Source organism: Gordonia malaquae, from assembly GCF_037148075.1.
Taxonomy (GTDB): Bacteria; Actinomycetota; Actinomycetes; order Mycobacteriales; family Mycobacteriaceae; genus Gordonia; species Gordonia malaquae.
The window spans coordinates 233,602-257,199 of sequence record NZ_JBBCUB010000003.1 but is presented as its reverse complement, the minus strand read 5'-3'; the positions used below and the strand labels follow the sequence as shown (position 1 = coordinate 257,199).

The following is a 23,598-nucleotide window of genomic DNA, read 5'->3' as shown; positions in this document are numbered from 1 at the left end:
AACAATTCATTGGCAGGAAGGGACGCCCAGGGCGTTAACGCAGAACCAGGAGAACGCAAAAGACCGGATGCTTCGGAAGCATCCGGTCTCTTGGTTGTGCGCGAAGGGGGACTTGAACCCCCACGTCCCGAAGGACACTGGCACCTGAAGCCAGCGCGTCTGCCATTCCGCCACTCGCGCGCGGCGTCGATCATTCGACGTATGTCCTTTCGGACGTAAAAAACGATAGCACGCAGCGGCAGGACGACGAAAATCGCCCAACGGGACCACGATTGACCTGCGCAGACAACGGCGAACCGAGCGAGGGAACGTGGACTCACAGGTGTGACACCAGATACGGGTGGTGCACGCGGGCAGCGTCGAGCTTGCCCTGCCGGTAACATCGAAACGCACGGTATGCACGCCGACACGCCACAGAGCACCGAAGGGAGTCAGGACGAGTGAAGTTTCTCGACCGATTCGAGCGCAAGCTCGAGTCCGCCGTAGACGGTGGATTCGCCCGCGTCTTCGGTGGATCGGTGGCACCCCAGGAGATCGAGCAGCGCCTTCAACGGGAAGCCGAAGGCACCCTCGAGCACCTGGGAGACGGCGCCTCCCTGGTGGCGAACAGTTACATCGTCTCGCTCAGTTCGTCCGACCTGGAGCACGTCTCCACGGAGTACGAATTGAACCGGAAGATCTTCTCCCGCCATTTGGAGGACTTCATCCGTGACAATGGGTGGCAGACTTATGGTCCTGTAGTCGTAGAGTTCGATCAGATACCGTCACTGCACACCGGACAGTTCCATACCAACGGCGTCGTCAACCCCGACGCCACACCACGCCCGGTTCCCGCGTCCGCCGCGGCCCCGGGACCAGAAAGTCACCGAGGAGCCCAAGCCATGACCAATCCCCCCGGAAACGATCAGGGCGGCCAGTACCCCGGCTACCCGCAGCAGGGCGGACAGTACCCGCAGTACGACTACGACCAGCAGCAGGGCTACGGCCAGCAGCCGCAGTACGACGCTCCGCAGCAGGGTTACGACCAACAGCAGTACGGCGGCTACGACCAGCAGCAGTACGCGGCCCCCGCCGACCAGGGCTACGGACAGCAGCAGCCGCAGGCCTACGACTACGGGCAGCAGCAGGGCGGCTACGACCAGCAGGGTTACGCCGCTCCCGCCGACCAGGGTTACGCCGCTCCCGCCGACCAGGGTTACGGACAGCCCCAGGGTTACGACCAGCAGCAGTACGCGGCTCCGGCAGATCAGGGCTACGCACAGCCGCAGGGCTACGACCAGCAGCAGTACGGCGCACCGGCCGACCAGGGCTACGCACAGCCCCAGGCCTACGCCGACCAGGGCGGCTACGACCAGGGTTACGCCGCTCCCGCAGCCGGCGGTTACGACCAGCAGGGCTACGCGGCACCTGCCCAGGGTGGCTACGACCAGCAGTACGCCGCCCCCCAGGGTTACGAGCAGCAGGGATACGCCGATCAGGGATACGCCGCACCGCAGGGCGGCGGCTACGCCCCGGCCGGGATCACCCTTGTCCTCGAAGACGGCAGCAACCGCACCTTCTCGCTGCGTCAGGGCTCCAACGTCCTCGGCCGCGGACAGGACGCGCAGTTCCGTCTCCCCGACACCGGCGTCTCTCGTCGCCACGCCGAGATCCGCTGGGACGGACAGGTCGCCATGCTGACCGATCTCAATTCGACCAACGGCACCACAGTCAACGACCTGCAGGTCAGCAGCTGGGAACTCGCCAACGGCGACCGGATCCGACTCGGCCACTCCGACATCACGGTCCGCTTCCAGTAGCCGAGACCGCATAGGATGCTGTCGGGGGAACTTCGCGTCCCCCGACAGTTGTTTGCATCCCGGCGTCCGCCGGATGGGGAGAGTTGTACTTCGTGAGGGAGGTGACGCGCAGGTGCAGGGCATTCTGTTGCAGGTGACCCGGTTCGGGTTTCTCGTCCTGCTGTGGCTGTTCGTGTACGCGATCATTCGCGCGATGCGGAACGACCTCTCAGCGGCGTCCAGCGGTCGTCTGCCGCTCGGCGGAGGACGTGCCGACCGCAAGTCGCGCACCAGTCGTTCTCGTGGCACGGCCAAATATCTCGTCGTCACAGCCGGCGCCCTCGCGAACACCCGCATCACCCTCGGCGCGCAGCCCGTCCTGATCGGCCGCGCCGACGACTCCACTCTCGTCCTCACCGACGACTACGCATCCGAACGTCACGCCCGCATCTCCCCTCGCGGCGACGATTGGTACGTCGAAGACCTCGGGTCCACCAACGGCACCTATCTCGACCGTTCCAAAGTGACGACCGCCGTCCGAGCCCCGATCAACACCCCGATCCGGGTCGGCAAGACCGTGATTGAGCTACGCCCGTGACCCTCGTCCTGCGCTACATCGCGCGAAGTGACCGCGGCCTCGTCCGGTCGAACAACGAAGACTCCGTGTACGCAGGCGCGCGCCTCCTCGCGCTCGCCGACGGCATGGGCGGCCACGCCGCGGGCGAAGTCGCCAGCCAGCTCGTCATCCAGGCGCTCCGCACACTGGACGACGACGAGCCCGGCGGCGACCTGCTGTCGGCACTCGACCGCGCCACTCATGCGGGCAACGCCGCGATCGCACATCAGGTGGAGCAGTCCCCCGAACTCGACGGCATGGGCACCACGCTGACCGCGATCCTGTTCGCAGGAAGCCGCATCGGTCTCTGTCACGTCGGCGACTCGCGCGGATACCTCTACCGCGACGGTGTCCTCACCCAGATCACCCGCGACGACACATTCGTCCAGTCCCTCGTCGACGAGGGACGCATCACCCCGGAACAGGCGCACTCACACCCGCAGCGGTCGTTGATCATGCGCGCCCTGACCGGACAAGAGGTGGAACCGACCCTCATCATGCGCGAAGCCCGCGCAGGCGACCGATACCTTCTGTGCAGCGACGGTCTCTCCGACGTCGTCTCCGAAGAGACCCTCGCCGACACCCTCGGCGGCATCACCGATCACAAAGCGTGCGCAGACCGCCTGATCGAACTCGCCCTCCGCAGCGGCGGCCCCGACAACGTGACCGTGGTGGTCGCCGACGTCGTCGACGACGAGTACGGCGAATCACGTCCGATTCTCGGCGGTGCAGCGGGCGACGACGACCAAGCGGGCTACGTCCCGGACCCGAAGACCGCCGCCGGACGTGCCGCAGCCCTGCGTCCGCCGGCCCCGGCGACGCAGCGTCCCACGATCACCGCCACGCCCGAGCCCGTCCACAAGCGCCGGTGGGGCTGGCCTCTTGTCATCGCCGGTGCGCTCGTCCTCGTCGGACTGCTGGTGACCGCGTTCTTCGTGGTCCGTTCGCAGGCGCTGAACAGCACGTTCGTCACCGCCTCCGCCGACGGCAATGTCGAGATCCACAGCGGCACACCCGACAACCTGCTGTTCTTCAGCGTCGAGAAGCCCAACCAAGTCGTGTGCATCGACAGCCCGACCGTCGACCAGCCGTCGATCACCTTCCTTCCAGAGGGCACCGCGTGCACACCGATGCGCGTCTCCGACCTCAATCAGGCCAGTCGCTCGGCCGTCGAGTCGAACAGCATCAAGAACCTGTCGCTCGATGCCGCTCAGGACCGCGTCCGCAACGAGCTGACGTTCACCGAGCTCTGCCCCGAGCCGGTCACGCCGAAGCCCGAGGAGACCCCCAAACCCGGCGAGACCACTCGACCGGGCGAGCCGACGAAGTCGGAGAGCCCGAAGCCGACCACAGCGACTCCGGCTCCCTCCACCACGCCCGACGACACCCAGAACTGTCGAGCGCGCGAATGACAGCAGCTCCCACCGGACACGCGCCCCCGACGTCACCGCCGTCAAGCGCAGGACGCAACACCGAACTGGTGCTCCTGGGCTTCGTCGTCGTGATCATCGGTGCGGCGTTGGTGATCGTCGAGCTCGCCCAAGGCATGCCGTTGACCATGGAGGTCGCCAAGTTCCTTGCCGCGTTCATGGCCTTGTGCGGGATCCTGCACCTGGTGGTCCGACGGTTCGCGCCGTACGCCGACCCCATCCTGCTGCCGACTGTCGCCGCCCTCAACGGGCTCGGTCTGGTGATGATCCACCGTCTCGACCTCGGTTCGGCCCGAGCGGACGAACTCCTCAAAGAGACGGAACGGACGCACAACGCCGACCAGCAGTTGCTGTGGGCGTTCATCGGCGTCGTCGTCTTCGCTCTGACACTGATCGTGATCCGCGATCACCGGACGCTGTCGCGCTACGCGTACACCCTCGGTCTCGGCGGCATCGTCTTCCTCGCGATCCCGGCGATCCTGCCCGCCTCGATGGCCGAGGTCAACGGTTCGCGGAACTGGATCATCCTGCCCGGATTCAGCATCCAGCCCGGCGAGTTCTCGAAGATCCTGATCATCATCTTCAGCGCGGCATTCCTCGTGTCTCGTCGCGACCTGTTCACCACGGCGGGCAAGCAGTTCGCGGGCATCGACTTCCCCCGCCTGCGCGACCTCGGTCCCCTGCTGGCAGCCTGGCTCATCGCGATCGGCGTCCTCGCCGTCGAGAACGACCTCGGTACTCCGTTGCTGATCTTCGCGACCGTCCTCGTGCTGCTGTACGTCGCGACGTCGCGGATCAGTTGGCTGATGCTCGGCGTCACCCTGTTCGCGCTCGGCGCGACCGTCGCCTACCAACTGTTCGAGCATCTTCGGGTGCGCGTCTCGATCTGGCAGGACCCGTTCGCGCAGTACGACACCTTCGGCTACCAGATCGCCCAGAGTCTCTTCGGCTTCGCCACCGGCGGCCTCTTCGGCACCGGTCTCGGGTCAGGTCGCCCCAATATCGTGCCGTTCGCGAACACCGACTTCATCCTCACCTCGTTCGGTGAAGAGCTCGGCCTCGTCGGCCTCGCCGGACTGATGATGCTCTACATGATCCTGACGATTCGCGGATTCCGATCCGCGATCGCCGTCCGCGACAGCTTCGGCAAACTCCTCGCCGCCGGGCTGGCGTTCACGATCATCTTCCAGGTGTTCGTCGTGTTCGGCGGCGTGTCCAAACTGATCCCGCTGACCGGTCTGACAACACCGTTCCTCGCGTACGGCGGATCGTCGTTGCTCGCCAACTACCTGCTGCTCGCGCTGTTGATCCGCATCTCGAACGCGGCACGCGAACCCGACGCTCCGAAGGCGAAACCCGCACCCGTCGGAGCAATGGCCACCCAGGTGGTGAAGCGCGCATGAACCGCCCCATCCGGAACGTCGCCATCGCCGCCATCGTCATGGTGATCGCGCTCCTCGCCAACGCCACCTGGATTCAGGTGTTCCGCGCCGACGAACTCCGCAACGACACCCGCAACTCACGCGTGCTGCTCGACGAGTACTCGCGGCAGCGCGGTCTGATCGTGGCCGCCGACGGCACCGTCATCGCCGAGAGCATTCCGACCGACAGTCGGTTCAAGTATCTGCGGAAGTACCCGACCAACCCGAGTGCGTTCGCACCGGTCACCGGCTACTTCTCGTTCGTCTACCGTGCCGACCGCGGCATCGAGGCAGCCGAAGACGCCGTGCTCAACGGCAACGACGACCGCCTGTTCACACAGCGCTTCATGGACATGTTCTCCGGACGCGACCCGCGCGGCGGCAATGTCGTCACCACGATCGACCCGAAGCTGCAGCGGGTGGCGTACCGCGAACTCGCGAACGCCGACTGCGACGGCCCGTGCCGCGGCGCCGTCGTGGCGATGGAACCGAGCAGCGGCAAGATCCTCGCGATGGCGTCGACGCCGAGCTACGACCCGAACACGATCGCCACGCAGGACTTCGAGAAGGCAGAGGCCGCGTGGAAGGAACTGACCGCGGACGAGTCGCACTCTCCGCTGGTCAACCGCGCGATCGGCTCGCTCTACCCGCCCGGCTCGACGTTCAAGGTGGTCTCCACTGCGACCGCGCTGACCAACGGTCTCGGTCCCGGCACCCGCCTCACGGCCGACGCCCGCTGGAAGCTGCCGGACAGCGACGCGACCCTCTCGAACGACAGCGGTTCCACGTGCCCCGGCTCATCGAACGGAACGGTCACCCTGACGCAGGCGTTCGAATACTCCTGCAACACCGCGTTCGCACAGCTCCTGTCCGAGAAGATGCCCGGAGACAAGGTCGACGAGTTCACGTCCACCGCGAAGGACTTCGGCGTGGGTGACGACCCGGCGAGCATTCCGCTGTCCGTCGTGAAGTCGTCAGTCGGCGACATCGGCTCCGACCTCGCCGCTCTCGGCCAGTCCGCGATCGGTCAGCGCGACGTCCGACTCACCGTGCTGCAGAACGCGATGATCGCCGCGACGATCGCCAACGGCGGTGTCCGCATGCAGCCGTACATGGTCGACAAGCTGCAGACCGCCGACCTCCGGACGATCGCGACCACGTCGCCGACCACCGTCAACCGCCCGCTCAGCGCTGCGGAGGCCACCACGATCACGGACATGATGATCAAGTCCGAACAGAACACCCGCGGCGCCCAGTCGGGCATCGCTTCGAAGACCGGAACAGCCGAGCACTCCGACGTCGCGCAGGGCGGTGAGACTCCGTACGCCTGGTACATCGCGTTCTCGCCCAGCTCCAACAGTCGGATCGCCGTCGCAGTGATGGTCGAGAACGGCGCCCAGGGTCAGAACGCATACGGCGGCGTCGTTGCCGCCCCGATTGGACGCGCAGTGATGAACGCATACACCGGAGGTGCTCGATGAGCCTGCAGAACGGCACCATCATCGCCGAACGCTATCGGCTGGTCCGACTGATCGCCACGGGCGGCATGGGCCAGGTGTGGGAAGCTCTCGACACCCGGCTGGGACGTCGCGTCGCTGTGAAGGTCCTCAAGGCCGAGTACTCGAACGACTCCGAGTTCCTCGGACGTTTCCGCACCGAGGCTCAGACGACCGCACGGCTCAACGACCCCGGCATCGCGAACGTCTTCGACTACGGCGAGACTCCCGACCGCAACGGCGGCGACCCGCTCGCCTACCTGGTGATGGAACTCGTCGACGGTGAGCCCCTGAACTCGGTGATCAGCCGGATGGGTCAGCTGGCCCTGACGCACACCCTCGACATGCTCGAGCAGACCGGCCGTGCGCTCCAGGCGGCGCACACCGCGGGTCTCGTTCACCGCGACGTGAAGCCCGGCAACATCCTGATCACACCCACCGGGCAGGTCAAGATCACCGACTTCGGCATCGCCAAGGCCGTCGACGCCGCCCCCGTCACCCAGACCGGCATGGTCATGGGCACCGCCCAATACATCTCACCCGAGCAGGCGATGGGCGGCGAGGCCACCGCGGCGTCGGACGTCTACTCCCTCGGCGTGGTCGGCTACGAAGCGCTCACCGGACGTCGCCCGTTCCTCGGCGACGGCGCCATCACCGTCGCGATGAAGCACATCCAGGATCCGCCGCCGCCGTTGCCGTCGACTGTCCCGGCACCGATCCGCGAACTCATCGACATCGCCCTGTCGAAGGACGCTCAGCAGCGTTACGCCACCGGCGGCGAGTTCGCCGACGCCGTCGCCGCCGTCCGCGCCGGTCATCGTCCACCCCGTCCGCGCACCGCGGGCGGGGTGGCGCCGGTCCCCGCACCGGTTCCATCGTCGACGCGCGCGATGACCTCGCCCGCACCGGCGCCGCGTCCCGCCACCGGTCCCTCCACAGCCGCCTCACCCGCCGTCGACGACGGGTGGAGCACCACCCACAAAGTGCTCACCGCAGTCGCCGCACTGCTGCTCTTGGCGGCGATCGCTTTGATCGCATTCTGGATCACCAACAGTCCGACGGAGCCGTCGGCGCCGACGACGACGCCGACCATCACTGAAACAGAGACGCAAGCCCCCGAGGAGACGACGCCTGAGGAGACCACGTCGTCGAGCACCGAGGAGTCCTCGAGTGAGGAGGAGACGCCTTCCTCCACTACGGACGAGACCACGACCGACGAGTCGACCAGCCCGAGGACCTCGTCGAACAATGGTGAGATCACCATCCTCCCCGGCGTTACGATAAGGCCGTGATGCTGTGAGCGACCTGGATCCGCACTACCTCTCCGAGCGATACGAGCTCGGCGAGACGCTGGGCTTCGGCGGTATGTCCGAAGTCCAGTACGCTCGCGACCTGTTGCTGCACCGCGACGTCGCGATCAAGGTGCTGCGTGCCGACCTGGCGCGTGATCCATCGTTCTACCTGCGGTTCCGTCGTGAAGCGCAGAACGCCGCCAAGCTGACGCACCCGTCGATCGTGCAGGTCTTCGACACCGGTGAAGCGGAGACGCCCGAGGGGCCGATTCCGTTCATCGTCATGGAATACGTCGACGGCGACACGCTCCGCGACATCCTCCGTGCGTCCGACGACGGCGTCATCGCACCCAAACAGGCGATGACTTGGATGGCCGACGTCGCGGCCGCCATGGACTTCTCGCACCGCATGGCGATCGTCCACCGCGACATGAAGCCCGCCAACGTGATGATCGACAGGGCAGGCGCCGTGAAGGTCATGGACTTCGGTATCGCTCGAGCGATGGACGACACGTCCGCGACCATGACGCAGACGTCCGCAGTGATGGGCACCGCCCAGTACCTGTCGCCGGAGCAGGCGCGCGGCATCAAGGTCGATCCACGCAGCGACATCTACTCGATGGGCTGCGTCCTCTTCGAACTCACCACCGGTGAGCCGCCGTTCACCGGCGACTCACCGATCGCCGTCGCACATCAACACGTCCACGAGGATCCACGCAGGCCATCCGCCGTGCGACCGGGCCTGTCGCCAGAACTCGACTCGATCGTCATGCAGGCGATGAGCAAGAACCCGGCGAACCGGTACCAGACGGCGGCCGACTTCCGATCCGACCTCATCAAGGTGCTCGCAGGCGGCAAGCCGTCCGCGCCGATGCTCCTGACCGACCAGGAGCAGACCGACTTCATCAACGCGCCGCGTCTCGCGTCCACCGACGACGAGCCGACACCGCGCCGCAGCGGTCACCGCCTCTCCGAGGTGATCGAGGACGAGCCGACACCGATCTATCGGCGCAGACGGCTCCAGGTGGCAGTGGCTCTCATCGCCATCCTCGCCCTTGTCGGCGGCCTGATCGCCTGGGCGCCGTGGAGCCCTGAGCAGCCGTCGATCGCAGTCCCGAAGGTCGCAGGCCTGTCGGCCGACGCCGCGAAAGCCAACCTCGAACAAGCAGGCTTCGATGTCAGGGAGCAGAAGGAGGCGAGTTCGGACATCGCCGAAGGTCTCGCCACCCGCACTGTTCCCGGCAACGACGTTCCGACGCCCAAGGGCTCGGAGGTCACGCTGTACGTGTCGTCCGGCCCTCAGCGGAGTCCCGTCCCGGATCTGCGCGGAAAGACGCTGGACGACGCGCGGAACACCCTGCGTGTGCAGGGCTTCACCGATGTGAAGGTCGAGAAGATCGACTCGACGACAGCGCTGAAGGACAAGGTCGTCCGAACGAATCCGCAGACCGGGGCCACCGTCGCGGTCACCAGCCGCGTTGTCGTATACGTCGGAACCGGACCGCAGGAGGTCACGATCCCCGACCTCCGCGGACAGACCGAGAGGCAGGCCCGGACGGCTCTCACGCAGATGAAGCTGGAACCGGTCTTCGTCCCCGCCGACTCCGAGTTGCCCGCAGGTCAGGTCGTCAACACTTCACCCGGCGAGGGCACCTCGGTCCGCGTCGGCAGCACCGTCCAGGTGATGATCTCGCGCGGCAACATGTTCGTCGTGCCCGACCTGCGGGGCAAGACCCCCGAAGAGGCTCAGGCTGCCCTGACTCAGGCGGGTTGGGACGACACCACCTTGACCATCACCGAACGAAAGGTGCCGCTCGCCAGCCCGAACGACGGCAAGGTGATGTCCCAGCGACCGGCCGCGAACGACACCCTCAAGAAGTCCGACTCGGTGTCCGTCGTCGTCGGCAAGGGCAGTCTGTTCTAGAGCATTTCGGCACCACTGCTTGTTGAGCGTGGACTCGGCAGGAGTCAGTTGGCGAGAGCTTTGGCCATCTGCTCTTCGAGGAGGTCGACGCGGCCGGCGGGAACGTCGAAACCGCACACGGCGAGCCAGTTGGCGAGCATTCTGTGCCCACCCTGCGTCAGGACGCTCTCCGGATGGAACTGGACTCCGTGAATCGGAAGGTCACGGTGCTTCATCGCCATGACGATGCCGGAGTCGGTGGTTCCGGTCACCTCGAGGACGTCCGGGATCGTCTCGGGCAGCACGGTGAGCGAATGGTAGCGAGTCGCGGTGAACGGATCGGGCAGTCCGGCGAGAACACCGCGACCATCGTGGTTCACGAGTGACGTCTTTCCGTGCAGCAGTTCGGGAGCACGGTCGACGGTGGCGCCGAACGCCTCGCCGATCGCCTGGTGTCCGAGGCAGACCCCGAGAAGCGGAGTTCCGGCTGCGGCCGCGACTGCGACGATCGGGACTGTGGCGCCGGCACGCGACGGAGTGCCGGGTCCGGGGCTCAGGAGGATTCCGTCGAAGTCGGCGACCACGGCCTCGAGATCTGAGAGTTGCTCGTCGTCGTTGCGCCAGACGACGGCCTCGACACCGAGCTGGCCCAAATACTGGACCAGGTTGTAGACGAAGCTGTCGTAGTTGTCGATGACGAGGATGCGCACGTCTGCAAGGTTATCGTTTTCGCTGCTGGCGGTGCAGCTGGGATACCGTAGAGGGTATGCCTAAGTCAAAGGTCCGGAAGAAGACCGACTACACCGTCAACAGCGCCAGCCGTACTCCGGTGAAGGTGAAGGCGGGTCCGTCGGGTGTCGTGTACCAGTCCGTCATGTTCGGGCTCATGCTCATCGGCCTGCTGTGGCTGCTCGTCTACTACTTGGGCGCCACGCAGGAGGCCTGGGGTGCGGAAGGCAAGTTCCTCAACTGGATGGCCGAGCTCGGACCCTGGAACATGCTCATCGGATTCGGCTTCATGGTCGTCGGCCTGTTGATGACCATGGGTTGGCGCTGAGGGGTCGGCGCTGAGGGCGAACACCTCACGCAGTTGTCCCCAGTGTGGAAATTACATGTGTGTAACTCATCCCCACCTGTGAACAACTCCTGTGGATAACTAATGAATCCTGTGGATGAATCAACGCCGTCGGCCTCCTGGTCGACGCCGCTCGCGGCCGGCATCGCCTTGATCGGTGCCGGGATCGCGCTGGCGGTGGCAGCCGCAGCGTCGTACACAGAACCGCCCGCCATGGTTTTCATCGGGGTGGCGGCAGTCGGGCTCATCGTGACCGGCGCGATCGCGCTGGTCCGTCGCCCGCGGCTGTCCCTCTTTCCGGGACCGCGGATAGTGGTCCGCACGCTCACCGGCCGCGTGACGTTGACCACCGGCGACGTGGTTCGCATCGGCACCCTCGAGACCCGCCGCCTCGCCGGGCGCAGTCGGCAACTCGTGATCGACCTGCCAGACGACCGTCTTCTCGTATTCGGTCGATGGGACCTCGGCGTGGAACCGTCCGTCGTGGTCGAGGCTTTGACAGACGCGGGTTTTCCGGGCGACTGACGCCGCTTCTACGCGACGGCGCCGAGGCTGGTGCCGATGACGACGGCGATGACGGCCAGCGCCGCCAGTCCGTACCAGCCGATGCGGGAGACCGCGGCCTGTGTCCGGCGTTCCGGCGGCAGGAGTCGGGCCGGCAGCCACACGACCACGCCGGCGGCCGCTGCTCCGAACACCAGACCTCCGAGGTGCCCGAAGAGCGAGATCCCGGGGATGGTCACCGAGATGACGATGTTGATCGCGATCACGCCGAGCACCGTCTGCACCGGAGCCTTGACGCGGAGGAGAAGGATCAGCAGCGCGCCCATCAGCCCGTAGATGGCGCCGGACGCACCCGCGGTGGCGGTGACGCCCGACTGGAACGCCATCACGGCGGCACTTCCGCCGAGCAGACTCACCAGGTAGATCGCCAGGTAGCGGCCGCGGCCGAGTGCCCTCTCCAGATCGGCGCCGATGATGTACAGCGAGAACATGTTGATCGCGAGGTGCGGCACGCTCTGGTGCAAGAAGCCTGAGGTCAGCAGTCGCCAGTACTGATCGTCAAATCCGGCCCCGCTGATGAGGACGCCTTCTCGATAGATCGAGGAGTAGAACAGAGTGGTCCCGCCTGCCTGCAGGAGCACGGCGGCGAACACAACCACGTTGATCACGATGAGTGTGTACGTGACGATCGGCTTCGCGTTCGCTGACGAGACCGCGGGCGTCGGCGAGGTCACTCGAGCCGACACGGCGTCCTGGGCGATGCAGTCGAGGCAGTGCTGGCCGACAGAAGCCGGGCGGAGGCATTCATGACAGGCCGACCGCCCGCACCGCGTGCACGAAAGCGCGGTGGGGCGGTCGGTGTGTCGATAACAGACCTGATTCAAGTCAGGAGAGCTCAACGCTCTCGATCACCACGTCGTCGAGCGGCCGGTCGGCGCGATCGGTCGGGGTGGTCGCGATGGCGTCGACAACCGCCTGCGACGCCGCGTCCTTGACCTCGCCGAAAATCGTGTGGCGGCGGTTCAGGTGGGGGGTTGCACCGACGGTGATGAAGAACTGCGAGCCGTTGGTGCCCGGTCCGGCGTTGGCCATCGCGAGGAGGTACGGGCGATCGAACTGGAGCTCGGGGTGGAACTCGTCCTTGAACTGGTAGCCCGGGCCGCCACGACCGCTGCCGGTCGGGTCGCCACCCTGGAGCATGAAGCCCTCGATGACGCGGTGGAACACGGCGCCGTCGTAGAACGGGCCGCTGGCCTCGCCCTTGGCGTTGGTGGTCGTGTACTCCTTGGAGCCGTCGGCCAGGCCGACGAAGTTCGCAACGGTGACCGGTGCGTGGTTCGGGAAGAGTTCGATGACGATGTCGCCGCGATTGGTGTGCAGGGTCGCGGTCTTGTTCTGCTCACTCACGACTTCAATCAAACCATGTCCATCTGACAATTCGATGTGATCGGTCCCCTATCTGCGGCAACGCGGTTGGCGCGGACCCGAATCACCTGGCAACCTGGAGTGATGGGCAACAAACTCCTCGTCGTGGTCGGCTCTGCGCTCGTCCTGGTGGTGACGGGCATCGTCGTCGTCGCGCGTCGTTCGCGTACGGAGCATCCGCCGGTCTCGCCGACTGTTCCACGCATCGAGGATCTGTCCGACGGTCCGTCCGACCAGGATGGAAGGTAATTTGTAGTCGTGACCACCGACGATCCGCGCCGCGGCCCGATGCCTTCGGGCCCGAACGCCCCGCGCCCCGCACAACAGGTGCCTCCGCGCCAGGCCCAGCAGGGTCGCCCACCGCAGGGTCCGCCGCCGCAGGGTCCGCCGCCGCAGGCCCGGCCGTCCCTCGGCAAGCAGCCTCCGCCGCGCCAGCCACAGCCGCCCGCCGGGCGGCATGAGCAGGCGGGTTCGCTCGCGTATTCGGCCGTGCCCGAACCCAAGCGACCCCTGTCGTCTCCGGCGCCTGCAGCCCCCGTCTCACCACCCGCACCTGCGAAGGAGAGTCCGGTGACGGCCACCCCGACATCATCGACGACGGCTTCGGCGGGCCAGTCGGACATCAACTACCTGTCGATCGTCGCCCTCGTCCTGTCCGGCCTGGGCATCACGTTCCCGTTCGGTCTGTGGCTGGGATACCGGTCGAGGAGCCAGATCGATCGTGACGGCACTATCGGCCGGCAGTTCGCCGTCGCCGCGATCATCGTCGCCTACCTCTGGCTGCTCGCACTCGTCCTCGGTGTGATCGCCTACCTCTGGATCCTCATCTGACGCTCAGCCGGGCGACGCATGATCCTCAGCGGAGCGGGTTGAACGGCACCAGCTCCCGTGGCGTCGTGCCGGTGACGATCGACTCCGCGAGAAGACGGCCCGTCGCGGGTCCAAGGGTGATTCCCCACATTCCGTGGCCGCCGGCGACGTGCACGTTGGGTGCGAACGTCGAGCCGATCACGGGAAGGCCGTCCGGCGTGCAGGGGCGCGAACCGACCCATTCGTCCTTGCGGTCGTCCAGGTCGACACCCCTCAACAGCGGGCGCGCGGCGTCGACGATCGCCTTGATCCGGCGACTGTCGAGATCGGCGTCGGGGTCGCGGAACTCCATCATTCCGGCCACCCGCAGTCGGTCGCCGAGCGGTGTGCAGGCCACCCGCTGAGCCGGGAAGTAGATCGGGCTCGTCGGGACGGTGTCCACCGGAACGCTGAAGCTGTAGCCGCGTCCGGCCTGGACGGGCACGCGCACGCCGAAGTCGCGCGCCTGCCTGCTGATCCAGGCGCCGGTCGCCAGCACCACGTCGTCGTATCGTTCGACACCCTCGGACGTCGTGAGGACGACGCCGGTCCCGCGTGAATCGACGTCGTCGACACGAACTCCCTCCCGGACAACACCGCCGCGAGCACGGAAAGACGTCGCGAGCGAATCGACGAATGCGCCGGGGTCGATGAAACGCTGACCTTCGAGACGAATCGCGTAGTTCACCTCATCAGACAGCGCGGGTGTGATCTCACGGGCCCGTGAACCGCTGATCAGCTCGAATCCGATGTCCTGCCCGGCGGCCTTGATGTGCTCGAGCTCGTCCAGGAGGACCTCGCGGTCCGATTCGGTGCGGTATGCGGCGATGAAGTCGTTCGCTGTGCGGGTCCCGACTTCCACTCCGCCGTCGGCCAGGGCGTCGAACGCCGGAAGTGCGGTCCGGTTGATGGGGACGAGGGCGTCCATCGCCGTCTTCCACCTCGATGCGGTGCTGTGCCGCGCGAAGGACGTGAGAAATCGGATGAGACGCGGATTGGCTGTCGGCGGAACGTAGACGGGCGACGACGGGCTCAGCACCGCACGGATTCCATACTTCAGGACCGCCGGTTCGGGAAGCGGGGTGCTGATCCCCGGGGTGAGCCATCCGGCGTTGCCCCATGACGATCCGGCGGCCACGTCCTTGCGGTCGAGAACGGTCACGTCCACGCCGCGCTCCTGCAGGAACCATGCGGTGGAAAGTCCGACCATGCCTGCTCCGACGACGGCGATCCGCCGCTGGTGACCTGTGGTGCTCATCGTGTCCTTACCCTTCTTCGCCTGATGTCTGCCACCCCAGTGTGATCGGGCAAGTGATCGAAGTCACTGTTCGTTCAGCACATCCGGGTACCGTCGTGACTGTGGTGAGAACACAGTGATCGACATCGACACACTGGCGGAGTCACTCGGCGAGGGAATCGTCCGGCGGACAGCGAAGGGTGTCCGGCGGACGGTGACCGACGTGCTGCTCGCGGACGGCGATCCACCGTCTCACGACGCGGGGACACTTCTTCTCGGGAACGGCGCCCACCGTGTCGACTCCGCGATGGACGTACTGCGGGCGGCAGACGCCGCCGGGGCCGCAGCGGTGGTGCTGCGGGCGCCGTACGCCGAACTGCCTGAGGTGACCGATGCCGCGAACGATCTCGGGCTCAGTGTGCTCGAACTGCGGCCCATCGTGTCGTGGACGTATTTCGTGTGGCTGGTACGCAGTGTGCTCGACCAGTCGACGAGCTCCGCGGGCGCGCTCGTTGCGCACCCGGTGGACTACAGCGAATTGTTCGAGTTCGCTGACGCGGCCGCGGCCATCGTGTCGGCGCCGGTGACGATCGAGGACGCCTTCTCCCGCGTGTTGGCCTATTCGGCCCTGCAGGACACCGCCGATCCGGTGCGCATCTCGACGATTGTCGGGCGGCGGGTCCCCGAGCACGTGGTCAAGCACTTCCGCTCCCGTGGAGTGTTCCGGACCCTGCACGCCGCGACGGAGCCGTTCCGGGTCGCGGCCGGCTCGGACGGCGTGCTCGAGCGTCTGGTCGTGCCGGTGCGCGCGGGGCGTGAACTGTTGGGGTCGATCTGGGTGGTCGACCCGGGCCCCCTGTCGGATGAGCAGCTCGCGGAACTCGTCCGCACCACGTCGGTGGTGGCACTGCATCTCCTCCGACTGCGCGCCGTGTTCGGCGCCGCGCGGCGCGTCACCATCGAACGCTTGCGGTCGGTGTTGATCACCGGAGATGAGTCGTCCGACCGACTCCCGGACGGGCCGTGGCGTGTGGTCGCACTGGGCGACGCCTCGGCGGACGAGGAGTTCGGCCTGGAACTGTGGGAGATCGCGTTACGTCGCGCGGGATGGTCCCAGCCGTTGCTGACCGAAGTGGACGGAATCCCCATGGCTCTGGTGGCGGCGACAGGTCGCCGACCGGGGAGCTGGGCGTGGCTGAGCGCCGCAGCCGACTCCCTCACCAGGAAGGACACGCACCTGGCCGCCGGTCGGGTGGCCGACACCGCGGCAGACCTGCCGCGCTCTCGTGCGGATGCGATCGATGTGCTCGGGCTGCAACGTGCGGGATCGGCGTCCACTCCGACCACGTCCGACGACGTGTGGCACGAAGTCGTCATCGCCCGCGCCGTCGCTTCGCTCGCCGGGGGCGCACCGGGCCCGGTCGACGTGCTGGCACGCCACGACGCCGACCACTCGAGCGACTATGTGGCGACGCTCCGCGAGATCCTTGCATCCCCGGCCGAACCCACCCGCGCGGCGGCTCGGCTCGGCATCCATCCGAATACCTTGCGGAATCGCCGGAGCACGATCGTCGAGCTCATCGGCGTCGACCTCGACGATCCCCGGATCCTACTTGCCTTGAGTTTGCTGGTGGACCGCTGATCGCCCGCCCGCGATCGATCGACGGGTTGACCGATGACGGGCGATTGTCGGCAGGACCCTCTACTATGCAGATCATGACAAAACGCCTACTCGTCGTCCTCGTCGGACTGCTGTCGATCATCGGGGTCACAGTTCCATCCGGAACCGGAACCGCGTCGGCGGCTGACTGCGCCGATATTCACCTCGTGTTCGCTCGTGGAACGCAGGAGGCGGGCGCGCCGGTCGGCACCACTGGCCAGGCGATGTACCGGTCGCTTCAGAATCGCTTCCCGGGCAAGACGGTTCGGGTCTCCCCGGTCCGCTACCAGGCGAGCGATTCGTTCGCAGAAGGCGTCGACTTCCTCAAGACCGTCGCCGAAGGCGTCCGCGACACCCAGGGCCAGATGCGGGCGATCGCCTCGCGATGCCCATCGACCCGCATCGTCGTCGGCGGCTACTCGCAGGGCGCCGCGGTCATCACGTACGCGGTGAGCGATCAGCTGAGTGCCGTCGCACTGCTGCTCACCGAGGTGCCCTCGCCGCTGTCCGGATCCGTCGCGCGGCATGTCGCGGGCGTCTTGATCTTCGGCGGCCCGGCGGATCGCTGGTTCCGCGACGCCCGCGTGCCTCCGATGCGCGTCGGTGCTCGCTACCGCGCGATGACTCGCGAGTACTGCATCCCCGGCGACAACATCTGCGACGGCGGACCCATCAGCCGACCCAACACCGTGCACGGACAGTACGCCGTCAACGGCATGACCGACAACGCCGCGAACTTCGTAGCCCGTCGGGTGCACTGACTCTTCCTCACACGAGTGCCGCCGATCGCGACCGATTGCCGGTCATGATCGGCGGCATTCCTGTCTCGTCGGTGTCGCCCGTCAGTGCTTCAGGCGATTGAAGAAGGTGTCGAACGCCGCCCACTGCGTTGGACTCATGTCCGTGTGCGTGCCTTCTGCGACGACCGTCTTGAAGTCCACCTTGTTCGCAGAGAAATTGCTCACGAGCAGACCGTGGAAAGGTGTCGCGACGATGGTGTCGAACCGGTTCATCAGAAGCAGGATCGGGCGGTCGTAGCCGTTCACCGGAACTTCCATGTAGCGGGCCATCGCACGGATCATCGTGGGATTGTTCAACGACTTCGAGAACATCTTGCCGAGACGGATGTTCTCCGTGAGCACGGGCGCACGACACGTGGTGCCGACCTGGTCGATCAACGACTTCCCGTACGGCGTCAGATAGGAATCGACGTCCAAGGCCGGATCGGCCTGCCGCAGTCCGGCCAGTGACCCGAACACGAAACCGTAGAGAATCGTCATCGGGGACGGCAGGACGGGAGTGTCCGGACCGAGCAGCGGAATGAACCGTTCCCAGTTGGACACCGGGTCGAGTGCGACGGCGCCTCGGAAGTCGGTGCGCGGCCCGTACGAACTCTGCGTGTGCGCGGTGGCCAGGGCTGCGTGGCCGCCCTGTGACTCCCCCATCACCGCCCAGGTCTTGGACAGAGTCGGCTCGATGCTCCGGGCCGCGGTGAACAAGTCGATCGTCGCCGTCGCCTCGGTGCGGATGTTGAGATACGGGTGAACACCGACCTTCATCGGTCCGAGACCGATGTAGTCGGGTGCGACGACGGCGTAGCCGTCCTTCACCAATCGCGACACGAACCTGTTCGGTTCGGCGTCGGCGAAACTCTGCCCGCCGCAGCCCGGGCCGTAGCCCGTCGTCCCGTGGGTGTAGGCGACCACCGGCCATCCGCCTTCGGGCGCCTTGCCGGACGGCACGAACAGCGCACCGCTCGCCTTCACCGGCTTGCCCTGCACACCCTCGGTCCAATAGTTCACCGCACGCCCGTTCGGCAGGTCACGCCATCCAGCGGGTCGTTCCGTGACAGCCGCCACCGCGCCCGGAATGCGTGGAGCAGCGGACGCGACGGGTGTGGTGACGAATCCGAGCGTCACGAGCGCAACAAGCGCAATTGCGACGGGAATTCGGAATCGGTATGCCATGTACATCCACGTTACCCGTGTGACTGGTGGGACTTCTAGAGAGATTACTCACGCCTCAACCACTGAAGCCGTAGGAACTCGACAATCGTGGGACCAGCTGCGTCAGGCTCCTGCTCGACGGGATAGTGTCCCGAGCGATCCAGGACGATGCTGCCGACATCCGTCGCCAGCGGCCGAAGGCCCTGCGCAACGGCCGAACCCATCGCGTGGCGGCCGCCCACGGCGAGGACCGGAACCGCAACCGGGTCGGATCGAAGCGCGTTGATGTCCGCCACGTCGTCGTCGCGTGTGCGGTAGTAGCCGAGACCGGCCTCGAGCACACCCTCCGTCCGATACGCGTCGATGTACGACCGCAGGACGAGCTCGTCGAGCCCTTCCGGGCCGGCGCTCTCGCTCAGGAATGTTCCGTAGTAGGCGTCCTCCCGTCCCGGGACCAGCGTGTCGGCGAGACCGGGAACTCGATTGAACGGGCCGTGCCAGGACGGGTAGTGGGCGGCGCCCGGTTCGGGGATCTCCACGTCGACGCCGGGCGCGATCTCCTCTTCGACGACGAGGCAGACCACCGAGTCCGGCGCGGCCGCCGCCAGCAGGAGCGCAACCGTGGCTCCCCAGTCATGCCCCACGAGGGCGAATCGAGTCATCCCTCGCCTTGTCAGTTCCTCCCGCAGTCGCGCAGCGAGATGGGCCTTCCGGAAGCTGCTCACACCTGTCGCGGGAACGCCCAGACCCGGCAACGAGATCGCCGTCGGCGCGAAGCCGGCGTCGGCAAGGCAGGGCGACAGGTGCCGCCAGTGGTCCTGCGTGACCGGCCAGCCGTGCAGAAGGACAACGGGCAGACTGCCTGACGTGAAACTCATCGGTCCATGATCCCTTCAACGAGTCCACACCACACGAGGACCTTCTAACGAATCAGGACCGATGAGCATGTGCTCATCGGTCCTGATCCTCTATTTGGGCATGTTTGGAAAAGTACCTGACCACCGGGTTCATTGTCGTCTGAACCAAAGCTGGCACGCTGCATGTTCCGTCGTGGCACATCCCAGCAGCTGAACTCTAGGACTAGATACGGCGGGTGGAGATAGAAGCCACCGTGAACTGCCTGAGGCAACCTGACCAAGAAGGGTCCAGTCGGGACTCAGGTCTATCTCGCGGTGCCGCATTCATGCAGTTGCGGCCCGCGCAAGTGCATCGTCTTGGTCCGGTGATCCACCGGAGGCTCCAAGGCCGCCGATGAGCACACCGTCACTGTCATACAGTGGTACGCCGCCGCCGACGAGCAGCAGACCCGGCGAGTGAATGTGGTCGAAATGAAGGGCCGGCTTGCCGATCTCCAGGGGTGCTGCGAGTGCGGCTGTCGGAGCCTGAAACATGACCGACGTCCGTGCTTTCGCAATCGCAAGTTCGTTTGATGCCAGCCACGCGCCGTCCATCCGGGCGAACGCTACTAGGTTTGCTCCCTTATCCAGCACCGCGAAGACTGCCTTCATCCCTTCAGCTTCGGCCGCTGCAGTTCCGGCTGCGATCAGCCGGTTTGCCTGGGTGAGGGTGATCTCAGACATTCTGGGTCCACTCCGTCTCTTGCCACTGCTTCGCGGCGTCGATGGTGGCTACGGGACGCATGGTGCGATACAGGTGGTCCTCAGCCGGAATGATCTCGACCATTGCATCAATCATCTCTTGTGGGTCGGCCTGGCCGGCAAGACTGTCGCCGAAATCGGGCATTGGCACCACTGCTGTGTCCGCGTCGTACCACTGAACGTAACTCTCGGCTCCGGTGTCGTTGAACCCAGTTCCGAAGACTCCGGGGTTCACTGTCGCGACTTGGACGCCGTGGGGTGCGAGTTCGGCCTTCATTGATCCCGCGATCGCTTCGATTGCGTGTTTGGTGGCGCAATAGACACCCAGGAACGGGACTACCAGGATGCCGCCCATCGACGAGGTCCAGACGACCTTGCCGGACTTGCGAGCCACCATCTTGGGCACGATCGCTTGGACGAGGGCCATATGCCCGAACACGTTGATCTCGAACGACTCGCGCGCCCGCTTGAGGGGGATGTCGACGATCGACCCACCCTCCATGACGCCGGCGTTGAGCACGAGGATGTCAGGGGTGTACGTGCCGGCGTGGGCGATGTCGATCTCGTCGAGCAGGTTGAGCTTGATCACCTCAAGCTCTACACCTGCAGCTTCTGCATCAGCGCGCAGGCTGCGCACCTGAGGCCAGGTCTCGGCTGCCGCTACTACTTCGTGCCCGGCGCGGGCGAGTTCGATCGCGGTTCCGCGACCGAAACCCGAGCTGGCGCCGGTGATCAGGATCTTCTTCGACATGAGCTTCCTTTCGAGGATGGGCTTGCTCTGCCAACAGTGCCGTCCGTCCGGACGAATGTCAATAACTAGTTAGTTACATACGCTCCGGGGTACTCTTGCGCGGTGCCACCAGACGCGACCCTGACCAAGCAGAGAATCCTCGAGGGCGCGCGAACAGAGTTCGCCGCGTATGGCTTGGCGGGCGCACGTATCGACAGAATCGCGGAGAAGGCCGAGGTCAACAAACGCTCGATCTATGCCCACTTCGGCCCGAAGGAGGAGCTTTTCGACCTTGTTGTGAGCACATCACTGGCGACGATGGCAGATGCAGTGCAGTTCACCGAGGACGACCTGGCGGGGTACGCCGTCCGGCTCTTCGACTACCTCCGCGCTGAGCCAAGCACTCTACGTCTGACCACGTGGGCGAACCTTGAGCGTCCCACCACCACGCCCAGCGAGCATCTGACGTACCAAACCAAGGTCGCTGCGCTTGCATCCCGGTTCGAACGGCACGCCACCGACGTTCTCGCGATGACACTTGGGCTCGTCACCTCGTGGGCCTCTTCGTCACCGGCTTTGATCGCAACCGCCGGGCCCGGAGGCGTATGGACCGATGAGCGGCGAGACATGTTGTCTTCCGGAGTGGCGGCATTGGAGCGAAAGTTCGAGGCCCGCGCGTAAGGCGGGCTGGTATCAGCTCGCGAAGGGCTGGGCCTCGGACCCGAGTTTCCCTGTGGTGATCAATGCAGACAAGTTGCAGGTCGTCGGTGCCGGACCCGCAAACGTCGAGGTCTCGTTCACGACGTCATCGAGTGTGGACGGACTGAACTCGCGGACATTGTTCCGTGGCGAGACGATCGTCGGAAACATCACTCGTCCATCCGGCGTGACGGGAACCGCGACGCTCGCGGACGGCGATCTGCTGTCCCTGCGGATCAACGCGGGCTAGTCAGGAACGCTCCCGCTGGATACATCGACGTCGTCCCCGCCTAATCCCGGCATGGCACGCCCCGGCTTCCTCATTACGTGGAGGTCGGGGGCTACGCCGTTTCTGTCCACTGTCCTAATCTATCGGGGCGGAGCATCAGGCGTGTGCGACATCAATCTCTCGTTTCGTGGTTGACGACCTTCAACAGGAGATATCAGGACTGTGATCAGAACTGCCATGCCAAGTAAGGGGTTGATGAACATGCTGATAGGAATCCCTGGGTCCGCCCACGGGTAATAGATGGACACCTCGATCGCATTCCACAAAGGAAGAGCAAGCACTATCAGCCAAGCCTTCAACCCGGTGTGCCAGGAATAGCCGGCCAATAGGGCTCCGAAAATCACATTGAGGTACGCCCAGGGAGTATCGTGATTAAACTCAAATCCTGCCCACGCGAGAATGATCACGCCAGTGGCAATAACTACTCGGGCGGCGCATAAGCGCCGGTTGTCGCTGCGGCCTATTCTTGGCATGATTGGTCATCCATTTGTGATCCGGTAGTCGATGCCTGAACTTGAACTACCTAAGCGAGGGGTCTACCTGATCTTCAGTGAAGTCGCAAAGTCTCCACTGTCCAGCTTCCCTCTTGAACCTGATTGCATCTTTCTGGCGGGCAACCGTCTTATACTTTCCGTCGGCTTGCGGGATCTCTATCGTCGAGTCCACCAGGGCGACGCCCTGGTCGTCGATCGAGCGTACGTCCGTCACCTTCGTTACCTTACCGTTCCTGGGCCGACTGCCCTTGTCGACCGCGAGCAGAGAATCGAGTTCCGATTCGGAAGAAGCTCCGTTATCTGACATGAACTGTGTGTATTTACGCTCACACCAAGCGTCCTTCAGCACCGACGCGTCGGGCTTGGATGAACCTTCGAAGTTCTTCATCCCGATACTGCGGACGACGTCCTCGGTGAGGGGCGGCGCAGACTTGCTATCGCCGTTGCTGCATGATGCAATCGAGACGAGGGAAATTGGAAGAAGTGCTAGAGTTACAAACTTCGACTTCATGGTTTGGTCTGCCTATCTCCGGGTTGTATCGGCGCCTCGGTAAGGTGGCATCGGGTCTCCCGAACTTCCGCCTTGACTCTTTACTGACTGGTAGTAGATATCGGCTTGTCGACGGCACGCAACTCCATCTGCAGACCACCAGAATCCGGAGTATCCGTCACAGGTAAAGTAGAGGTCTCGCTTAAACTGCTCGTCACACTCCTTCTTCCCCTCGCTCTTTACATTTGGCGGGTTGTTTGGATTGCGGTCATAGCACATATCATGTCTTGCGCACGGCCCGCGCCAATCCGCCTTGCGGTACTGGTTCATGTTCAGTCCGGGGGTCGAGCAATAGTCGTGGCGTCCAGCATACAGTTCCTTGTCGTCATGCGGCTGCATGAATTTCCCTTCGGGATCTAGGACATAGTCGTTAGGAACTGGTACGACGTTGGGGTTCCTCCCTCAACTAGACGGGGCTTAACTCCTGGTAGGAGGCTACGCGGACGCGACTGAGGACGCTCGATCGATGGCTTGGACGCGTCCTTGGTTGGTCCCGATTGGCGCGCTCCGACTGGCCGCCGAGGGTCCGGCGTCGAAGAACTGTATGGCTTCCCGATCGGTGCTTGGCCCCTTTGTGGGTGTTCAAGTTCCCGCCGCTCAGTCGGC

At 65.2% G+C, this 23,598-nt stretch carries 26 protein-coding genes and 1 tRNA gene; 16 read left to right on the top strand and 11 right to left on the bottom strand.

Annotated features, from left to right (window positions below):
* Nucleotides 1–97: 97 nt before the first annotated feature.
* A tRNA-Leu gene (locus WFK36_RS13235) sits at nt 98–180 on the bottom strand.
* 260 nt (nt 181–440) lie between these two features.
* Here WFK36_RS13235 and WFK36_RS13230 point away from each other — a divergent pair.
* From WFK36_RS13230 to pknB, 7 genes are all read left to right on the top strand, one after another.
* On the top strand, nt 441–1,799 hold the full coding sequence (locus WFK36_RS13230; protein WP_336792219.1) for an FhaA domain-containing protein: 1,359 nt from the start codon (nt 441–443) through the stop codon (nt 1,797–1,799).
* A gap of 112 nt (nt 1,800–1,911) precedes the next feature.
* Nucleotides 1,912–2,376, top strand: a complete 465-nt coding sequence (locus WFK36_RS13225; protein ID WP_008381314.1) for an FHA domain-containing protein FhaB/FipA — start codon at nt 1,912–1,914, stop codon at nt 2,374–2,376.
* Nucleotides 2,373–3,806 (top strand): PP2C family protein-serine/threonine phosphatase, encoded by a 1,434-nt coding sequence (locus WFK36_RS13220; protein ID WP_336792218.1) that lies wholly within the window; start codon nt 2,373–2,375, stop codon nt 3,804–3,806. The genes WFK36_RS13225 and WFK36_RS13220 overlap by 4 nt, the downstream gene beginning before the upstream one ends.
* Nucleotides 3,803–5,227 carry an FtsW/RodA/SpoVE family cell cycle protein gene (locus tag WFK36_RS13215; protein ID WP_040520655.1) on the top strand — a complete coding sequence of 475 codons (1,425 nt, stop codon included), beginning with the start codon at nt 3,803–3,805 and terminating at the stop codon, nt 5,225–5,227. Before WFK36_RS13220 ends, WFK36_RS13215 begins: the two co-directional genes overlap by 4 nt.
* Entirely contained in the window at nt 5,224–6,726 is a 1,503-nt protein-coding gene (locus WFK36_RS13210; RefSeq protein ID WP_008381317.1) for a peptidoglycan D,D-transpeptidase FtsI family protein, read from the top strand. The genes WFK36_RS13215 and WFK36_RS13210 overlap by 4 nt, the downstream gene beginning before the upstream one ends.
* A complete protein-coding gene (locus WFK36_RS13205) occupies nt 6,723–8,033 on the top strand; it encodes a serine/threonine-protein kinase (RefSeq protein WP_336792217.1) in 1,311 nt (436 codons plus the stop codon). Before WFK36_RS13210 ends, WFK36_RS13205 begins: the two co-directional genes overlap by 4 nt.
* 4 nt (nt 8,034–8,037) lie before the next feature.
* Nucleotides 8,038–9,957, top strand: a complete 1,920-nt coding sequence (pknB, locus tag WFK36_RS13200) for a Stk1 family PASTA domain-containing Ser/Thr kinase (RefSeq protein ID WP_336792216.1) — start codon at nt 8,038–8,040, stop codon at nt 9,955–9,957.
* 44 nt (nt 9,958–10,001) lie between these two features.
* On the opposite strand, the gene WFK36_RS13195 is transcribed toward pknB, so the two are convergent.
* On the bottom strand, nt 10,002–10,646 hold the full coding sequence (locus WFK36_RS13195) for an aminodeoxychorismate/anthranilate synthase component II (protein WP_008381322.1): 645 nt from the start codon (nt 10,644–10,646) through the stop codon (nt 10,002–10,004).
* A gap of 56 nt (nt 10,647–10,702) precedes the next feature.
* On the opposite strand from WFK36_RS13195, the gene crgA reads away from it, so the two are divergent.
* The gene (gene crgA / locus WFK36_RS13190) at nt 10,703–10,993 is read left to right on the top strand and encodes a cell division protein CrgA (RefSeq protein ID WP_008381323.1); all 291 of its coding nucleotides are present in this window, start codon (nt 10,703–10,705) and stop codon (nt 10,991–10,993) included.
* 102 nt (nt 10,994–11,095) lie between these two features.
* Nucleotides 11,096–11,536, top strand: a complete 441-nt coding sequence (locus WFK36_RS13185) for a PH domain-containing protein (protein WP_336792213.1) — start codon at nt 11,096–11,098, stop codon at nt 11,534–11,536.
* Between the two features lie 8 nt (nt 11,537–11,544).
* Here WFK36_RS13185 and WFK36_RS13180 read toward each other — a convergent pair whose 3' ends face one another.
* Nucleotides 11,545–12,183 carry a rhomboid family intramembrane serine protease gene (locus WFK36_RS13180; protein WP_336792212.1) on the bottom strand — a complete coding sequence of 213 codons (639 nt, stop codon included), beginning with the start codon at nt 12,181–12,183 and terminating at the stop codon, nt 11,545–11,547.
* Between the two features lies 1 nt (nt 12,184).
* Between WFK36_RS13180 and WFK36_RS13175 the strand changes: the two genes are divergently transcribed.
* The gene (locus WFK36_RS13175) at nt 12,185–12,325 is read left to right on the top strand and encodes a hypothetical protein (RefSeq protein WP_336792211.1); all 141 of its coding nucleotides are present in this window, start codon (nt 12,185–12,187) and stop codon (nt 12,323–12,325) included.
* 75 nt (nt 12,326–12,400) lie between these two features.
* Here the strand turns inward: WFK36_RS13175 and WFK36_RS13170 are convergent, their stop codons facing one another.
* Entirely contained in the window at nt 12,401–12,922 is a 522-nt protein-coding gene (locus WFK36_RS13170; RefSeq protein WP_008381326.1) for a peptidylprolyl isomerase, read from the bottom strand.
* A 102-nt stretch (nt 12,923–13,024) separates the two neighbouring features.
* On the opposite strand from WFK36_RS13170, the gene WFK36_RS13165 reads away from it, so the two are divergent.
* Both WFK36_RS13165 and WFK36_RS13160 read left to right on the top strand, forming a co-directional pair.
* On the top strand, nt 13,025–13,189 hold the full coding sequence (locus WFK36_RS13165; protein ID WP_169332802.1) for a hypothetical protein: 165 nt from the start codon (nt 13,025–13,027) through the stop codon (nt 13,187–13,189).
* Nucleotides 13,190–13,198: 9 nt separating this feature from the next.
* Nucleotides 13,199–13,771 (top strand): DUF4190 domain-containing protein, encoded by a 573-nt coding sequence (locus tag WFK36_RS13160; protein WP_336792209.1) that lies wholly within the window; start codon nt 13,199–13,201, stop codon nt 13,769–13,771.
* Nucleotides 13,772–13,796: 25 nt separating this feature from the next.
* Here the strand turns inward: WFK36_RS13160 and WFK36_RS13155 are convergent, their stop codons facing one another.
* The gene (locus WFK36_RS13155) at nt 13,797–15,047 is read right to left on the bottom strand and encodes an NAD(P)/FAD-dependent oxidoreductase (RefSeq protein ID WP_336792208.1); all 1,251 of its coding nucleotides are present in this window, start codon (nt 15,045–15,047) and stop codon (nt 13,797–13,799) included.
* A 115-nt stretch (nt 15,048–15,162) separates the two neighbouring features.
* Between WFK36_RS13155 and WFK36_RS13150 the strand changes: the two genes are divergently transcribed.
* Both WFK36_RS13150 and WFK36_RS13145 read left to right on the top strand, forming a co-directional pair.
* The gene (locus WFK36_RS13150) at nt 15,163–16,668 is read left to right on the top strand and encodes a PucR family transcriptional regulator (protein WP_336792207.1); all 1,506 of its coding nucleotides are present in this window, start codon (nt 15,163–15,165) and stop codon (nt 16,666–16,668) included.
* A gap of 74 nt (nt 16,669–16,742) precedes the next feature.
* Entirely contained in the window at nt 16,743–17,447 is a 705-nt protein-coding gene (locus WFK36_RS13145; protein ID WP_336792205.1) for a cutinase family protein, read from the top strand.
* A gap of 81 nt (nt 17,448–17,528) precedes the next feature.
* Here the strand turns inward: WFK36_RS13145 and WFK36_RS13140 are convergent, their stop codons facing one another.
* The 4 genes from WFK36_RS13140 to WFK36_RS13125 all read right to left on the bottom strand — a co-directional run bounded on the left by WFK36_RS13140 (nt 17,529) and on the right by WFK36_RS13125 (nt 20,981).
* Nucleotides 17,529–18,653 carry a lipase family protein gene (locus WFK36_RS13140; RefSeq protein WP_336792203.1) on the bottom strand — a complete coding sequence of 375 codons (1,125 nt, stop codon included), beginning with the start codon at nt 18,651–18,653 and terminating at the stop codon, nt 17,529–17,531.
* Between the two features lie 44 nt (nt 18,654–18,697).
* The gene (locus tag WFK36_RS13135) at nt 18,698–19,510 is read right to left on the bottom strand and encodes an alpha/beta fold hydrolase (RefSeq protein WP_336792201.1); all 813 of its coding nucleotides are present in this window, start codon (nt 19,508–19,510) and stop codon (nt 18,698–18,700) included.
* Between the two features lie 303 nt (nt 19,511–19,813).
* Entirely contained in the window at nt 19,814–20,212 is a 399-nt protein-coding gene (locus WFK36_RS13130) for a GlcG/HbpS family heme-binding protein (RefSeq protein ID WP_336792200.1), read from the bottom strand.
* On the bottom strand, nt 20,205–20,981 hold the full coding sequence (locus WFK36_RS13125) for an SDR family oxidoreductase (RefSeq protein WP_336792198.1): 777 nt from the start codon (nt 20,979–20,981) through the stop codon (nt 20,205–20,207). Before WFK36_RS13125 ends, WFK36_RS13130 begins: the two co-directional genes overlap by 8 nt.
* A gap of 102 nt (nt 20,982–21,083) precedes the next feature.
* On the opposite strand from WFK36_RS13125, the gene WFK36_RS13120 reads away from it, so the two are divergent.
* Nucleotides 21,084–21,641: a TetR/AcrR family transcriptional regulator gene (locus WFK36_RS13120; RefSeq protein ID WP_336792196.1), complete on the top strand. Its 558-nt coding sequence runs from the start codon at nt 21,084–21,086 to the stop codon at nt 21,639–21,641.
* 55 nt (nt 21,642–21,696) lie between these two features.
* Nucleotides 21,697–21,909 carry a hypothetical protein gene (locus WFK36_RS13115; RefSeq protein ID WP_336792195.1) on the top strand — a complete coding sequence of 71 codons (213 nt, stop codon included), beginning with the start codon at nt 21,697–21,699 and terminating at the stop codon, nt 21,907–21,909.
* A 558-nt stretch (nt 21,910–22,467) separates the two neighbouring features.
* Here the strand turns inward: WFK36_RS13115 and WFK36_RS13110 are convergent.
* Together WFK36_RS13110 and WFK36_RS22775 are read right to left on the bottom strand one after the other, a co-directional pair.
* Nucleotides 22,468–22,953: a hypothetical protein gene (locus WFK36_RS13110; RefSeq protein WP_336792194.1), complete on the bottom strand. Its 486-nt coding sequence runs from the start codon at nt 22,951–22,953 to the stop codon at nt 22,468–22,470.
* 12 nt (nt 22,954–22,965) lie between these two features.
* Entirely contained in the window at nt 22,966–23,331 is a 366-nt protein-coding gene (locus WFK36_RS22775) for a phospholipase A2 (RefSeq protein ID WP_419717489.1), read from the bottom strand.
* Between the last annotated feature and the right edge of the window lie 267 nt (nt 23,332–23,598).

Coding starts and splice junctions, on each gene's coding strand:
- WFK36_RS13215 (WP_040520655.1), top strand. CDS start 3,803: ATGACAGCAGCTCCCACCGGACACGCGCCCCCGACGTCACCGCCGTCA.
- WFK36_RS13210 (WP_008381317.1), top strand. CDS start 5,224: ATGAACCGCCCCATCCGGAACGTCGCCATCGCCGCCATCGTCATGGTG.
- WFK36_RS13205 (WP_336792217.1), top strand. CDS start 6,723: ATGAGCCTGCAGAACGGCACCATCATCGCCGAACGCTATCGGCTGGTC.
- crgA (WP_008381323.1), top strand. CDS start 10,703: ATGCCTAAGTCAAAGGTCCGGAAGAAGACCGACTACACCGTCAACAGC.
- WFK36_RS13185 (WP_336792213.1), top strand. CDS start 11,096: ATGAATCCTGTGGATGAATCAACGCCGTCGGCCTCCTGGTCGACGCCG.
- WFK36_RS13175 (WP_336792211.1), top strand. CDS start 12,185: ATGAGTGTGTACGTGACGATCGGCTTCGCGTTCGCTGACGAGACCGCG.
- WFK36_RS13165 (WP_169332802.1), top strand. CDS start 13,025: ATGGGCAACAAACTCCTCGTCGTGGTCGGCTCTGCGCTCGTCCTGGTG.
- WFK36_RS13155 (WP_336792208.1), bottom strand. CDS start 15,047: ATGAGCACCACAGGTCACCAGCGGCGGATCGCCGTCGTCGGAGCAGGC.
- WFK36_RS13145 (WP_336792205.1), top strand. CDS start 16,743: ATGACAAAACGCCTACTCGTCGTCCTCGTCGGACTGCTGTCGATCATC.
- WFK36_RS13140 (WP_336792203.1), bottom strand. CDS start 18,653: ATGGCATACCGATTCCGAATTCCCGTCGCAATTGCGCTTGTTGCGCTC.
- WFK36_RS13135 (WP_336792201.1), bottom strand. CDS start 19,510: ATGAGTTTCACGTCAGGCAGTCTGCCCGTTGTCCTTCTGCACGGCTGG.
- WFK36_RS13130 (WP_336792200.1), bottom strand. CDS start 20,212: ATGTCTGAGATCACCCTCACCCAGGCAAACCGGCTGATCGCAGCCGGA.
- WFK36_RS13125 (WP_336792198.1), bottom strand. CDS start 20,981: ATGTCGAAGAAGATCCTGATCACCGGCGCCAGCTCGGGTTTCGGTCGC.
- WFK36_RS13110 (WP_336792194.1), bottom strand. CDS start 22,953: ATGAAGTCGAAGTTTGTAACTCTAGCACTTCTTCCAATTTCCCTCGTC.
- WFK36_RS22775 (WP_419717489.1), bottom strand. CDS start 23,331: ATGCAGCCGCATGACGACAAGGAACTGTATGCTGGACGCCACGACTAT.